Annotated in this window: 11 protein-coding genes; 4 read left to right on the top strand and 7 right to left on the bottom strand. The window is 55.0% G+C overall.

The window, feature by feature from the left end; genetic code table 11:
- Positions 1–214: 214 nt before the first annotated feature.
- The 3 genes from PJK54_RS01570 (at position 215) to PJK54_RS01560 (ending at position 6,342) form a co-directional block, all read left to right on the top strand.
- Positions 215–1,129 carry a hypothetical protein gene (locus tag PJK54_RS01570; protein WP_271302044.1) on the top strand — a complete coding sequence of 305 codons (915 nt, stop codon included), beginning with the start codon at positions 215–217 and terminating at the stop codon, positions 1,127–1,129.
- Between the two features lie 126 nt (positions 1,130–1,255).
- Positions 1,256–3,745 (top strand): hypothetical protein, encoded by a 2,490-nt coding sequence (locus tag PJK54_RS01565; RefSeq protein WP_271302043.1) that lies wholly within the window; start codon positions 1,256–1,258, stop codon positions 3,743–3,745.
- Positions 3,742–6,342, top strand: a complete 2,601-nt coding sequence (locus tag PJK54_RS01560) for a site-specific integrase (protein WP_271302042.1) — start codon at positions 3,742–3,744, stop codon at positions 6,340–6,342. The genes PJK54_RS01565 and PJK54_RS01560 overlap by 4 nt, the downstream gene beginning before the upstream one ends.
- A 436-nt stretch (positions 6,343–6,778) precedes the next feature.
- On the opposite strand, the gene PJK54_RS01555 is transcribed toward PJK54_RS01560, so the two are convergent.
- From PJK54_RS01555 to PJK54_RS01540, 4 genes are all read right to left on the bottom strand, one after another.
- Positions 6,779–7,453: a nuclease-related domain-containing protein gene (locus PJK54_RS01555; protein WP_271302041.1), complete on the bottom strand. Its 675-nt coding sequence runs from the start codon at positions 7,451–7,453 to the stop codon at positions 6,779–6,781.
- A 351-nt stretch (positions 7,454–7,804) separates the two neighbouring features.
- On the bottom strand, positions 7,805–8,146 hold the full coding sequence (locus tag PJK54_RS01550; RefSeq protein ID WP_271302040.1) for a DUF427 domain-containing protein: 342 nt from the start codon (positions 8,144–8,146) through the stop codon (positions 7,805–7,807).
- Positions 8,147–8,237: 91 nt separating this feature from the next.
- A complete protein-coding gene (gene egtB / locus PJK54_RS01545; RefSeq protein WP_271302039.1) occupies positions 8,238–9,557 on the bottom strand; it encodes an ergothioneine biosynthesis protein EgtB in 1,320 nt (439 codons plus the stop codon).
- Between the two features lie 143 nt (positions 9,558–9,700).
- Positions 9,701–10,696: an ion transporter gene (locus PJK54_RS01540; RefSeq protein ID WP_271302038.1), complete on the bottom strand. Its 996-nt coding sequence runs from the start codon at positions 10,694–10,696 to the stop codon at positions 9,701–9,703.
- A 425-nt stretch (positions 10,697–11,121) separates the two neighbouring features.
- On the opposite strand from PJK54_RS01540, the gene PJK54_RS01535 reads away from it, so the two are divergent.
- Positions 11,122–11,472, top strand: a complete 351-nt coding sequence (locus PJK54_RS01535; RefSeq protein WP_271302037.1) for a cupin domain-containing protein — start codon at positions 11,122–11,124, stop codon at positions 11,470–11,472.
- 22 nt (positions 11,473–11,494) lie between these two features.
- On the opposite strand, the gene PJK54_RS01530 is transcribed toward PJK54_RS01535, so the two are convergent.
- The 3 genes from PJK54_RS01530 to PJK54_RS01520 form a co-directional block, all read right to left on the bottom strand.
- On the bottom strand, positions 11,495–12,445 hold the full coding sequence (locus PJK54_RS01530; RefSeq protein ID WP_271302036.1) for a LysR family transcriptional regulator: 951 nt from the start codon (positions 12,443–12,445) through the stop codon (positions 11,495–11,497).
- 105 nt (positions 12,446–12,550) lie between these two features.
- Positions 12,551–13,903: a sodium/glutamate symporter gene (locus PJK54_RS01525; protein WP_271302035.1), complete on the bottom strand. Its 1,353-nt coding sequence runs from the start codon at positions 13,901–13,903 to the stop codon at positions 12,551–12,553.
- A 146-nt stretch (positions 13,904–14,049) separates the two neighbouring features.
- Complete coding sequence (locus PJK54_RS01520) at positions 14,050–15,363, bottom strand: NAD(P)/FAD-dependent oxidoreductase (protein WP_271302034.1); 1,314 nt, start codon at positions 15,361–15,363, stop codon at positions 14,050–14,052.
- Between the last annotated feature and the right edge of the window lie 41 nt (positions 15,364–15,404).

Raw genomic sequence — 15,404 nt, 5'->3', positions numbered from 1 at the left:
AGATTCTTGCCACTTGAGTTATGCTATTAGTACACACTGATTCATCTTGGATATATCAGGAGGCGGCACTCCCAGAGATATCGTTCTACAGGTCGGGTGTATTACTCGACTGATCATCACTACTCAAAGTTACTCGCGTTTGCTGGACATGAACTCGACGAATGATTCTCTCATACGTCTCGGCCCCCCTTTGCCTATCGTTGGAGTCATCAATATGCCAGATGCTACCTATACACCGTCACTAGTGAAAATCAGCGCTGACAAGACGCTTGTCATCTATCAGCGAGTACTCGAGGTGGACACCGCCGAGCTTATGAACGAGGAGCATGCTTTTCGACCAACGGTCGCGACAGAGAGCCTGCCCCTAGCGCCTGTCCGCTTCTGCAGCAACGTTCAGTCGACTCACACTTCCGAGGAGTTCGTGAATTTTCATGTCATCCAAGCCATCGTATCCACACAGAAAGTGCCCGTTTCACAAAGTGTATTTTGCATCGAGATCGATATCGGCAGACTCAACGAAGATGAAGTCCAGGTGGTGAGATTCTATTACCAGGTGCTACAGCCTCTGCTCGAGCTTGGCTGGGAATGGATCAATATCCACAACCTACATACCACTGGCGATATCAAAATAAACGAAAAGAAATTATGGAACCATATACTTATAAACTTCATTAGTGATGAAAGATTACAATACGCATGGAGCAATGTAGTCACTCAACGAAACTTGCCAATAACACGCAAGCAAATCTCATCAATGTTCAGGCATCGTTATTCTGTTGACTCGATCAGGAAATTTATGAACGAAATAAATAAAAACACAAATACTCACCAAAGCGGTGTATCTAAAGATAGGAATACGGTACACGCTGCTACTGCCGCTGAAACAAATAATAAAAACACAAATACTCACCAAAGCGGTGTATCTAAAGATAGGAATACGGTACACGCTGCTACTGCCGCTGAAACAAATAATAAAAACGCTCATAGTAAACGAAAAGATAATAGGAAGCAGCAACCAGATATCAATAAGAAAAGCAACGCTAAAGAAAAAAGCAAGCACTCGAATAACAAGGAGGAAACCGACTCGAATCCGCAAATGGGACTTGCACTTTCAAGTTCGCCTTACTGATAAACAGGAGGATTTCACGTGAGTGAACACCAACTACCTGACCAAATATTGGCTAATTACGACCTCAATGCGATCGGGTCCCGCTGGCCCCTTATACCGGAGTGGCTCAAGAGGAGCCTCCCACCCTTGATTGCCTCAGAATATCGCCTCAGTGCTCGCCTCTTTGCCGCCGATTACTCGGTGCCAGACCTTGTGCCCCAAGTAGAAGAGTTTCTAGAAAGCCAATTTTTTATGGAAGATGAGTCACATCGAAATCATAGAATGTCTCACTGCCTTCATTACACGGTGAACTACCGATTTACATCGCTCACTGATCCTCGCGTAAGCAGTATCCGAAAGCTGCTTAGACTGATTTTTTGTCAGCCTCGTCGTACTGTGAGACGTGGCTCTGCAATCAAATATTACGCCCAGATACTTGAGCTTAGAAAGACGCTTAAGCGGCTACTTGACTGGGGCGACCTGGATGATATTCACAACAGTTTCCCCAGACCCATTTCCCCTACCCTGGGAGAGCAGTTAGTTCCTCCTCCCGAGCATTTTTCTGATGCTGATTTGGAGCTGCTCGAACAGTTTCTTTATGCCTATGATACAGCAACTGATCGTCTATCGGAGCATCCCAACCATCTGCGCAATAAGAAAGCGACACGAGCTTTGCTTGACGAAATTTATCAGTCGAGCCAGCTCACTCGTAGCCCAATAATAAAACAGCATAGAGCTCGCAATGAAAATCAAAAAAGACGCCAACATGTCGATACCATTCTTCGTGATTCGCCACTTTGGGCCAGTGACAAATCTTACAAAATTCATGCTGAATATACCGACTATCGCTCCCTTGACAGGTCAATCCAAGCACTTGACCATGCCTTAATAGAGGATGATGAAGAGCTCACGGATGACAATGAAAATCAGAATGAATCATCATCTAATGATCTGAACCAAAGCAGTATCTCACCCCTCGACCCAGTGAAAGAGCTATTCCATAACACGCTGCTTTCACAAGGCGATCAGGCGCTTCACCTTGAGAGCGTACAGCTCTTGCAACAGGCCCGCAGTCTCAAGACATCTGCAGACATCAGCCTACGCCCACAAGAAGAGGTTCTAGCAGCTTTACGTATCTTCCAACCACCGAAAGATGAGGAATTTCTCATAGAATCTGAGAGTGCCATTGCAAACCGACAAGCCTTGGCATTTCTTAGCATTCTACTTTGCAGTGGAATAGCACCTGAGCGCTTGCTGCAGACGACGGTAATCTCCCGATCCCCCAAGCTGCCCCTCAATAGCGACAGCAATCGTGAGTGGATCATCTGCCAGACGCTGGATCAAATTCCCAGCTGGTCACCGGAGGAGGGGCTACTCCACTACTCTGTCAACAAGGCACCTACCGAAACCATCATCACGTTGCCCTTGCCCAACGCTCTCAATCACTCACTCATGGCCGAAAAGGTATGGCTCCCCGGCGCCCAGCCTTTCAAAGCACTGAAATCAATAATCGAGAAAAAACTCAAGCGCTGGGGGGATAATCGCCCGGGAAGTACCCTGACGTTGAGGCGCGTGTCTGCCAGTCATCATCATTGGGTGGTGCCTGCCTGTGAAGATGAAGTAATCGCGACCTGGTTGCGAGGCGAGCTCCCGCTCTCACTCTCTGCCCCGGCAACGTATCGAACGATACCTCTGCACAAGATTCAGAAGGCTTTTCTCTCGGCTCAAGCTGCGCTTGGCCTATTTCCCTTATTAGAAGAAGACTGTCGTACACCTCGCAAAGATCACACCGTGGGATCCACAAAAGCCCAGGAGCCGAGCTATTTCAAACGTCCGCTTCATTTGCTGACGCAACTTACCAAGAACCACGCCATGCTGGTTACCTCATTGATTACCTCACAAGGGAATCGTAGTAGCGACTTACGGGCAGTCGGCGAAGCCATTGCCCGGCAAGGTCAGATACTGGGAGCGCTGACCTTACTTGCATGGCAGCTCTGCACCTTGGCTCGCCCAATTGGATCCAAAACCCAATGTGAGCAGCTGGAAAATACGCTCTGGCTACGCGACAAGGATTCGGCTCGGGCACAGGAAGGCCGCCAAATTCCACTTGTCCCTGCCCTTGGCGCATTGCTCCGGCTTCAGCATGAGTGGCGGGAGGAATGGCAACGATGGTGGAAACGCCACGGTGGCAAAGCAGACTTTCTTAGGCATGAACAAGTCGCCTACCCCGTTCAATGGAAGTTCAATGCCTCGACAATGATGTTGACGCAGCAACGCATGCAGCATGCTGACTGGCGACAGTGGCTCAAGGATCTTCCAACATTCATGCCTTCGCCTTTAGCAACTGAATTGAGCCAGTGGGGCCACCAGCCTTCCAATATCACGCGCCACAGCATGCTCACCGCGCTCCAATCGCGACTTTCTCACGCTGAATTTAGCGCACTCGCTGGGCACACCACCCAGGGGCACTCACTCCAATCCCCGGCCAGTGATCGGAGCCTGATTCAATCGGCGACACGAAGCGCACTAACCGATATCGCCAGACTATGCGGCTTGACACCGGATCTGCTTCACAGAGACGACCTCCCATGGCCCATTGAGCACGCCGGACCAGCCATTCAAGGAGATAGAGGATGAGCGCTGTTACCCCCATTGACCTTCGGAAGAAAACCGATGTACCTGCCCAGGCCACGCACCAAGAGCTTACAACTCCGAAGCTGTCTCCGATCGAGCTTTCGAAAACACTGGGTAGGATATTCCGTCGCTGGGATGATCCAGGTCATCGCCTTTTCTCCTCTTCTGAAGAGCTCAGACATTTCCGCAAGAATGTCGCACGCTACGCCTGGCGACGGCATAAGAAAAAGGTAACCAGAGCACAGGCTAGAGCGCAAAGTGCGCCTTCCACCAAGCCGTCTCGCGCTCGACACAATGCCATACGCTTGAACCAGCGAGATGTACAAGCCTTGATTCGCAACGCCATCCAGCTTGCCAAGGAAACTGAACTTGACTTCAGCTCCCGAAAGGTCACCAAGGAAGTCGCGCTTGTACTGACTCATCTCAACCGAGAGCCTGACTTCGAGGCTACGATTCCAACCAGTATCAAACGCCCGGTCAGACCCTCATCCGCGGCTACCTCATCACGAGATATCAAGGTTCAGCAACGGGTGCTGGATTCGGTACGCGCCCTGCAGAGCATTCCCGCCAACCAATGCACGCCAGAGCAGTCTCTTCTCTTCCTGGCCCTGAGCATGGGTACCCTGCTAGGGATGGAGGAAGAAGTGATTCGCCATACCTTGCTGAACTTGAGCCCAGAGCACCTGCCACGCCTGAACACCAAGCGCGGCCCTCACTATTGGTTCATCGGCTGTCTGCCAGGGTTATCTCGATCACATCCAGCCCATTACCGGCTAAAAATCCCGAATCATCTCAGGAGGCTACTCAGGGCTTGCCGTCAGTCCCCTGCCCCCTCCTCCCAGCGAGCCGATGTATGGTGGTTCTCCTCGGATGCTACGCTGGATCTGAACAGTCCATTAGAAGCGCGAGCTGCCCATCTGGATCAGCTCTTGGTCACCGGTCTGTCACAGCTGCTAGATAGCCAGGCACCACGCAGGACTGGTTCCTCCGCTTCGCTGAAGAGTGTTCGATCATTGCTTCGTCATGCCTTTCGGTGCACGACATTGTTGGGCCCTGCGCCCATCTGGTCACAGCTGCTTCGGCGCTATCCCCTGCCGGTGTGTAGCTGGCGTTCTCCTTGGCAGCATGACGAAAGCCTCTTTTTATCGGCGGCATCCCTCCCTACCTCCGGTACGTCAAGCGCTTCCGGCGCCATGGATGTCTCTGAACCGAAAGACATCGAGACCGATCTTCACACCCCTGAACTTCTTATGGGAGGAGGCGACAGGAGCAACGAATCGTCACCATCTACCTCTTCCCGATACCGGCAGGATCAACTATCAACAGACTGGTATGTGAAAGCAGGCAACCAGCTATATGCGTATATCACCGAACTGGAGCATGAAGGTCTGATAACCCCCAGAGGGGAATCTGCGATCCAGCGGCATGACGCCATTACGTCTCGCTACGCGAAGAAGCTGATACACATGCTGGGCGAAGACAGCTACCCACTCTGGATACTGCTATGGCTGTCTTATCAATCGAGCACTCAAGGCAACAAAGCCAGCACGCTCAGGACTTACCTGAGTCGACTGACGCCCACCTCCTTGATGATGTTGCCCGATATCCCATGGTTGACGCTCTGGGATGGAGAACTGATGGAGGCGATCAGCGAACAGCTACCGACTCAGAAAGGCTGGGACACTTCGACGTCCCACAACTTCTTCCAGACGTTCAATCAGTTCATCAGCTTCTGCCAAGGTAACGATCGATTAACGGGTATTCCCCCCGTGCAGGGTGAGGGAGGTCGCTTCATCAGTACATTGCGTACACATCTGATCATGCCGCACGAGGCGGAACATCTGACCCGGGCGCTCTCCCGAAGACGGAGTGGATTGCGGCGCAGCTGGCTGATCGCCTTCCTCCTTGGCTACTACGGGGGCCTGCGAGCTGGAGAAGTCATGGCATTGACACTGCATGACGTCATCATCAATCAGCCGGGAGATGACGGCCCCACCTACTGTTACGTAGAAATCCATGCTGGGAAGACCGCAAATGCTCGTCGCAGCATTCCTCTTCACCTTTTGATATCCCCAGAATTGATGACGCTGGTGAAAGAATGGATTGATAGGCGCCGAGAGTCCTTTGCTGGCCAGCATCGTTTGAAGAACATTGCCTTGCTGGGGCCAGAAAGCTCTCCGCTGGGCTATTCAAGAGAGAGCCTGCTGACCCCGCTCATGGCATGGGCCCGGCAGTCTCTCCGAGGTGCCCTCACGCCCGGACTGAAGTTGGAGGACATCCACTTCGATTTTCATCTCTTGAGGCACAACGCGATCTCGTGGCTCGTACTTCGCCTCTACAGCGACGACTACCCTCAGCTCCTGGATCGTCTTTCCTCCGCCTGCCGAGGGCATTGGTCCTTCACTCCCCCAGCACTGGCGAACTGCCGCCGAGCGGTCTACGACGTACTGGAAAAAGATGCCAAGGTACGAGGTCATCGTCTCGAGTTACTCGCCAAGTTGATCGGGCACCGCAACTCTCAAACACTGACACATCACTACACGCATGTGCTGGGTGAGATACATGGTGAGGTACTTCTAGAGCTGATGAAGCGACGCTGAAGGCGAAGACCGCATACTCGCATACTGGCTGTCGCCTATCGAAGCCGAAGCGCAGGTGGACGGCGGGCTAGAGATAGCCCAACCCCGATGCATCACCCTCCATCACTTGCGGTGTTGCATTCAGAGTCCACCTGCGCCATCTCACGCTCCGCAGCCGGGATGAATCAGGAGGTGCAGTGGGCCGTCCGAGTCTGTACACACGGATGGAGCATTAGCAGTTCATGCGTGGTGCGATGATCTCCTTGATACTTTGACAGCCTGATCGCCCTCAATTGTCATGAAAGAGAAAAATCAAAGCGCTCACAGCCCGCATACTAACCATTTTCCCTGCAGGGAAAATTTATGGTTAGCTTCGCTATGTCTGGCTAATTATCCCTATAGGGATAATTTTTGGATTCATAGAATAATTGCAGCACTTATTCCCTGAATCCAAGCATCACACCGTCTGTGTCGCACGACACTCCGGATAGGCCGAGCATCCCCAGAACTGTTGGCCCTCTCGCGCACCGGCCTTGACAGTGCGCAGCACCATCCGGCTGCCGCATTTCTGGCATTCACGTCTCACCTGTGGAGCATTGCGCTGCTTGAGGTGCTGTACATGGGCACGCTGCGTCGCCCGAGTCGGGGCCAGACGCCCCGTCAGCAGCGCCTCATGCATGGCCTCGACCTGCGCCTCGCTGAAGACGGGGTTCTGGAATGACTGTACGAAGGGAACGAAGTCAGTGCCGCGCGTCACGTTGGCTGGCATCTCGCCTTTGAGCCTGGCACTACCAACGAAAATGATCACCGAATGCAGGTGTTCGAATGGCACGCCAAGCGTCGTCTCCAGCGCCTTGAGATGCTTGTAGTTCTGACGTAACGGGTTCTGAAAGCTGAACGACTGGCAAGGAAACTGCTGGGTCCAGTTCGCCTCATGCTCACTGCCGAAGATCCAGCCCTTCATGTTCTTGGTTTCCAGCACGAAGCAGCCGTAACGCGACAGCAGGACGTGATCGATCTGGGTCGTCCCGCTCGGCGTCTTGAGGGTGACATTGTGCAGCGTTCGGTAGCCTTGTTTGCCGAGGCGACGTGCCATCCAACGCACCCGCCACTCGCCGATGCGACCTTTCATGCGGGGGGACTTGAGGTAACGACTGACGAAAGACGCCAGGACGAGGCATAGCAGTACACTCATCACTGGCGCGATGCTCGAAGGGACAACCACTGTCTTGACTCCTGGTGCAGCCTGTACGGAAAGGAATCAAGCGGGGTGATTCGTCCAACCGGAGTACTGAGTCTGGATAAGGGAAAGATAAGGCTGCACTGCACCCGATGGCTGAGCGCGGTGCACCAAGCTGCAGGATTCTAACCCTCTGGCGAACGCCAAGCCACTGTTCTCTATCGGTTTATCTCTGAAGCAGAGCACGGTGAATCGTTGTGCATCGACGAGGGAATCAGGTTGGCGGCGAGCCATTCGTCTGAATCACTCCATCTCCAACGTGACCTTGTCAGCATCGAATGCCAATCGCTCGGCGATCGCCTGCATCTCCTCGATGGGCTGGTCGTAACTCCAAGCGATATCAGGAAGATCTGGCAGCGAGTAATAGGTGCTGTCGCCCTTGAAGGGACAATGGGTGACGGTGTGAGAGACCGAGAGCTTCGCCATTGCCACATCGATACGCGGCAGGTAGAGCCTCGGCGGATAGCCTTTCTCGCGCAATTCCAGCGCGTTGCCGGTGTCGGCGATCACCGTTTTGCCAACCAGAATTCGCACGCGTGAGGATAGCGGATGCAGCGTAATACGCGGTTCGGGGTGGCCGGCCATGAACACTCCTTTACGGATTGGAAGATGAAAGTGGCAGGTGAAAGCGACAGATGAAGTTGCTTGGCAACGCGTTCTGAACGGGATCAGCCCATCATGCCCCACCGTCCCTGGCGAGACGAAAGCCGGAGAACGCCCAGCGCGCCTCGGGTGGGAAGAAGTTGCGATAGGTCGCGCGGATGTGGTCGGCGGGCGTGGCACAACAGCCCCCACGAAGCACCATCTGACCGGACATGAACTTGCCGTTGTACTCGCCCAGACTGCCCGGCAACTTGCGAAAGCCCGGATACGGACGATAGGCACTGCCCGTCCACTCCCATACATCGCCGAACATCTGACCCGGCGTGCCTTCGGCTCTCGCGGCCGCGACTGGCTGCAGATGATCCTGGTCGACGAAGTTACCCGTGAGTGGGACATCCTGAGCGACGGTCTCCCACTCGGCCTCGGTGGGCAGGCGCGCGCGCGCCCACTGTGCGTAGGCATCGGCCTCGAAGAAGCTGACGTGGCAGACCGGCGCATTCAGATCCACTGGCACCAGGCCGCCCAGGGTGTAGTGATGCCAGACGCCGTCGCGTTCGACCCAGTAAAGCGGTGCTCGCCAACCTTCCGCCTTGACCGTCGCCCAGCCATCCGCCAGCCAGTGCTCGGGAGTGGTATATCCATCGTCCTGCATGAAGGCGAGAAACTCGCCGTTAGTCACTGGACGATCCGCCATCTGGAACGCTTCGACAAACTGACGGTGGCGGCCCATCTCGTTGTCGTAGGCGAAGCCACCCTCGGATGCATCATGGCCGATCTCGCGAATCCCGGCTGGATAGGCCAGCCAGCCCAGCGGCGGCACCTCCCGCGCAGGCGTCGGTGCCAAGCCTGGCGCCAGATCATCCCGATAGGCCGGGCACAGCGGGTTCTGTGCCAGGATGTGCTTGATGTCCATCAACAGCAGCTCCTGATGCTGCTGCTCATGCGGTAGGCCCAACTCCAGGCGACGCAGAATCTCCGGCAGATGTTCCTCAGGCGGATTCTCCAGCAGCGCTTGCATGGCCTTATCGACGTGTGCGCGATAACGATAGACATCGTCGACGGTCGGGCGCGAGATTGCGCCACGCTCGGCGCGCGGGAACGGCACGCCATGGGTCTCGTAGTAGGAGTTGAAGAGGTGATCATAGGCGGGATCGAGCGTCTGATAGCCGGGCTGAAACGGCTTCAGGATGAAGGCCTCGAAAAACCAGCTGACATGGGCGATGTGCCACTTGGGCGGGCTAACATCCGCCATGCTCTGCACCATGTAGTCTTCCTTGTGCAGCGGCGCACAGATCGCCTCGGTAGCAGCTCGCACTCGCTGGTAGGTACCTAGCCACGCCTTCGCCTGCTCAAGGTCGTGAGTATCGCTCAAGGGTTGCGGTGCATATGACATCGAGACGTCCTTTTGGGTGTTGCAAATCCATTGCCGAGATACTGATGTCGGGAGGTCGTGGCCGACTTTCAAGGGTTGCCCCGCGCAGAGAGTTGTCATGCACGCTGGCCAGTCGCGATATGGCTATGCAGGCACACCTGGCTTCACTCGTATTTCTTCTGCCAGCTCTTCACGGCGATGCGCTCCTTGAGCAGATCCAACATGTCGATCAGTACCTGCTCGGTGATCTGCTCCGTCCTGGGGTCAGTGCGCGACCAGGCATCGAAACCACTCTCTGCCAGATGCCCCACCAATGCCGAGAACTCCTTGGAGCGCAGGCCGACCAGTGCTTCATCGACAAGGTGACAGGCCAGATCCGACAGCGAACTTTCGAGCCCTTTCGTCAGCTGGGTGCCCATGGGCAGGCGCGAGACACGCTGGAGCTCCGGGCTCTCCGCAAGGGTACGGCTGACCAGGCCCCGCACATAGCGCAGGGTATCGTCGCGATTCTGGGTATAGACATCCCCCGCCATGGTCTCGAGGCGCTGACTGATCTCCTGGATCAAGGCCTGCTTGCGAGGCTCCACCACACGCTCGATCACCGAGGATGAGAGGTCATCGCTGTCGCGCAACTGCTGCTGCACGTTGTCAAGCATGCGCAGGGAGATACGATCCGTCAGCTCCTCCAGCAGGATATCGAGATACTTGGCCGCCACTCCGTAGAGGTACCAGCGGCGAACATCGATCATGCCGAGGCGTTGCAGACGGAACAGCAGCGAGATCACACGCAACACACGCAACACACGGAAGCCGCTCAGCGGGATACACCCCAGCACGTCATACCAGTGCACGAAGGGATAGAAGAACCAGCGGTGATAGCGTCGCTCCGCAATGGCCACTGCCCACCCCGCCAGCACATCGAGCAGGAAGACGGCGACGAACGCCAGGTCGATGGAGAGGAAATTGGCGTGGATGTTCTGCTCATAGGCCGCATGCAGCCCGGGTGTCACAGCCTCGAAGGCCGTGTTCAGCGGGGGAATCAGGAAGAGGCTATCGAACAGCAGCAATGCCAGATTGGCGATCACGAGCACGATGATGAATAGATCCCACCACAGATGTATCCGCTCCCTGGCGGACGAGGGCGTGCGGGTGGCTGGCATGACAACTCCTTGCTGACTCTCATGTTGACTCTCCCGACCCAACTAGCATCGGTGCACTTTCAGCCTAGCGTACGAGATGCTGCACAGAGCGGGCAATGTTACCGATACCAGCGTGGCAGCGTTTTCTCGACGCATACGTGCGTTGGACATCCACGCCCCTTATCCAAGCCACCTACCAAAAACTCATCCGACGCTGATCCCAACACCGTATCAAAGACACCATATACAAACGTCAAAGCTGCAAGGGCTCAGTACGTCAATGCGCTATAGCGTGTCTTATACCTCCCATTAAGTTTATTAATACAACTCGATCTCCTGCGTCATTACTGACATAACGTACCTTCAAATAAAACGTGTCCGGCTCATCACACTCACTGTGGGTACTCTGTTGTGAACCGGTTTTATTATTTACTGAAGGGACATACATGACAGCGATAAAATTTGATCATATAGACACGGCCTTTACCCATCGAGGAGGCCCACCGGGACATGCCGAAGTCGGGCGTACCGTATCGACGGAACTGAGTGAAACCATGGGGGCCGGCTTTGCACGCTGGGAAGGTGCCGAGGTCGAGTGGACGGTCAAATACGACGAGGTGATCTTCGTGATCACCGGTGAGTTGATCGTAGAGACACGAGAGGAAACGCACATCATTACACCGGGGCAGATGCTGTGGCTGCCCAATGGCACCTGGCTGAAGTATCGAGGCCATGCGCTATTCGGGTATGCCGTTTATCCCGGAAACTGGAAGGCATTGCTCGAACAATCCAGCTGATCAAAGCGCCTTGGCGATCACCTCAACGAATATGCAACATGTCATCGAACTCTGGTTTGATGACATGTTGGTAGTGCTGTTGGCAAAAACGTGCCAGCTCCAAGGGTAAAGAGCCTTGTTCCCCTTGCCAGGCAAGCAGATACAGCCCACGTTGCAAGACTGCCCCCGGCAAGGGCACCACGCGCACACGAAAGGCTTCATGCCTGGCGTGCATCAGACTGAGAGCCGTGGTGATGCCCCATCCCAGATTGGCCTGTACCAGGGCCAACAGAGAATCTGTCGTATCGAACTCGACCCTGCGGCGACTCTCCAACCCCATGCGGCGCAGATGAATATCGATATCCAGCCCCATCCGGGAATGCCGGGAATACCGGATCATTCCCAACTCCTGACTAAGTCTGACCATCTCTTCCAATGATGACACCTGTCGATCCGGCGGTAATACCAGCAGATAGGGATCGCTGAAAAGGTGATAACGCTCCAGGCCATGCACATGCTCCAATGCACTGGAAGTTACGACGACATCGATATTTCGCTGCAAAAGGTTCTGCTCATTCGGCTCACAGAACCCCGAACGAAGAGTCAGCTCCTCCACCTTGTCCCCCAGTCGATTCACGACGACAGGAGCAAAGACAGAGGCAAACGAATCCACAAATCCACAGCGGAGAAAGCGTGTCGCATCGATCGTGGCATGGCTGACACTGGCCATTACCCCTCGTGCTTCACTCAAGAGTGTCTGACTTTCCCGATAGAGGCGATCCCCCGCCACTGTCGGTTTCAGTGGGCGGCACTGACGATCAATCAGCGCCACTCCCAGCTGCTTTTCCAATCTTGACAACGACTGGGACATGGCCGACTGCGTCACCCCCTGCAGTCGCGAGGCCTCTGCCATGCTGCTGCAATCGATGATCTGACAGAACGCCTGTAGTTGACGGAGATCGGGGAGCTCAGAACGAGGCGGAAGGCTTGCCATGATGAGAAATACCTGGAAGTAAACAAAAAAAGCTCCTGCAGGGGCGTCTTCCCACAGGAGCCAATGACTTTCACTATATCACGCACTTGCTGGCCAGGCCGTCTTTCAGCTACGGCTGGCAGCTCCACCCCCTGCAATGACAGATGAGCCTCGGAAAAGCCGAGCGAGCAATTGGACCACAGCGATGTATACCAGCATCCCTCCAAGCGCCTGCCAGCCGTACCCACTCAGCACGAGCATTGGCATGAGTGAAATCAGCAGGATATCCACCACTGCACCTGGCACATAAGCAATTGCGTAATCATCCAACACCTTGCTTTTCATCTCCGGGTCTGCGACTCGTAGCAAGAGAATTCCCATCGCGACAGTGCCTGTCATCCACCCCCAGCTGAAGATCCCTTTCTCGAACCATTCGGCCCCCAACATGCGCGGTGCAACGACCAACACAAGGAAGAGGCACATGATCAGCCCCGCGACCATCAACAGTGCCATCGGCACAGCGTAGGTAATTAGCACTGAAATCTGGATGGAAGCGATACCAAACACAATGAGAAAGTCCGTCGAGGCTCCGGCAGCATGATTGAAGATGCCATCATCCAGAAAACGTGCAGCTCCCGCCTTTTGCAAGATCACGCGAGCAATACACCCAATCAGGAAAGCGCAGGCAAACTTGGGTACCGAGACCATGTCGTGCAGTGAAGACAATGAGAGGCTCATGAGATAGGCAAGCGCTGTCACGACCAACACAATGGCAGTATGAATGGCAAAGACATCCACCGAGATGGAAGATATACCCTCCCGGGCCAGCACTCGACGCTTGTCTTCTTTGACCAGACCGCAGCGCAGCTCACTATCCATCTCGGAAAAGCGCGGCAATCCCTTCAACCAACCGCGTTGTACTCCATAGTTGAGCAACCCCATCCCGAGGAAGATGGCCGCAAAGATACCGAAGGTAGCAGAACTGAGTGCCAGGGTGGTGGCATCATCCCAGCCCAGTTGACGGAAAGATTCCCCGATGGCAACAGCAGTACCATGACCGCCCATGAAACCTGCCGGCATGATGAGCCCGAAGCCTGCGTTGAGCTCCGGCCAGAAGGTCGCTGCCATCATCGCACCCACCACGAGGCCTACGCACCATTGCCCTACGGTCACGGTCTGATTGAAGGCCCATAGCGAACCAGCACGTCCCAGCACTTCCCGTGGGCCCGGAAATTGAGTTGCCAGCCCTACTGCGGCAAAGATCACCGTGATCAGCACCCCGGCATAGGCGGTAAAGCTCTCTGACCAAGGCAAGACATCCAGGACGTAAGGGCCAAGCAACAGTCCGAGCAGACCGGCAATCATCGAGACCGGGATAAACATTTGTTGTATGAAGGGCACGCGGACACGAATGACCTTGGCCAACAGCAGCAATAGACTCGCGATCCCCATGTCGAGGACAAGATCCCAGATATTCACATTCAGTTCTCCACTCGTTTTTTGATATTGTTTTGGTGAATCGCGCCTTGGGTTGTATTTCCACCCGCTCCACCGACTTCCTCATGACATAAGGCATGGCGCCCTGATGTCTGTTATCTCCCCTTCTGGCTTACGTGAAGGCGTTATCAAAACTCGCTACGACTGGCCCAAGCTGCATGACGCATTCGGGCACGCACTCCTACCCCAAGGAAAGGTTGTGGAGGGTTTCGCCCAGGCTTGCCAGTAATGGCTAACATGCTCGAAAGCAGCTCGGAATCTTCACCCAATGCCATTTCCGCCAGCAATCGCCCGGAAATGGTGCCACGACCGACACCCACACTTTGATGTATCCCTGTCATCCAGGCGCCGTCCGCAACCTTGCCGAACCAGGGCTCGAAGTTGGTCGACAAACCACACGCCCCGCCCCAGGTGGACTCGAAGGGAACATGTGCCAGTTGAGGGTAGCGAGCCAGGAAGGACTCTCGATGCCCTTGACGGATAGCCTCACGTTCATTCAAGTCATCGTGATACTTGGGGACGTAGCGATACTGATTTCGCACCATCAACCGGAAATCATCTGTCATGCGTAACGTTGTACCAGCATGATCGGCGGGCGTTAGGCCCCACTGACGATTCAGGAATCCTCGACGCTCTGCATGCGTCAAAGGGCGCGTCATGCTGGCAAAGGTCATCACCGGCAGCATTCTATTGCGCAGGAATCCGAATTGCCCCGAATAGATGTTGGAGGCAAGAATCACCTTCTTGGCCCTGACACTCCCTGCTTGTGTCGTGGCTATCCAGCCCCCAGCCTCGCGAGTGAGGGACGTGACGGGCGTCTGCTCATGTAAAGTCACATTTGCCGGCAAGCTATCTGCCAGCCCTCGGACAAGTGCTGCCGGCTGCATCAGCGCACCACCCGCCGTGTAAATCGCTGACGCATAATGCCGAGTCCCCAAGCGTGTGGCCAACGCCTCACGATCGAGCCTTTCATAGGGATAATCCAGCGCCTTGAGACATTGCTCATAATGAGTGAGAAACGCCAGTCCACGCTCCCCCACCGCTCCCTGATACTTGCCCTCGATGGACCAGCCACACTCGATACCAAAACGCTCGACATGATGGCCCAGGTCCGCTATTGCCTGACGGTTGAGCTTGAGCTGATGTTGCTTACGCGCATCATCATGACCCTCAAGGTCACGCTTGTGAGGAAGGTCGATCACGAATCCTGAGTTACGCCCCGACGCCCCTTGCCCGACACGTAACGCTTCCAGCAGTACTACCGAGCTGTCAGGCCTCAGCTCCCCCAGTCGACGAGCGGCTGCCAACCCAGTGAAGCCAGCTCCGATGACAAGCCAGTCCACCTGCTTGTCGTGCTTGAGTTCGTTGGCATCAAAACGTGTTTCCAACTGGTGATACCAGCCATTAGATCCATCATCTTGGGGGAGTATTGTCTTGGTCATTACCTTCTCTCACACATGCAGGACGGCATATTGACCGTGTC

The sequence above is a fragment of the Cobetia sp. MMG027 genome (assembly GCF_027947415.1).
Lineage (GTDB): Bacteria > Pseudomonadota > Gammaproteobacteria > Pseudomonadales > Halomonadaceae > Cobetia > Cobetia marina.
This window is presented reverse-complemented; position numbering and strand designations above follow the sequence as displayed.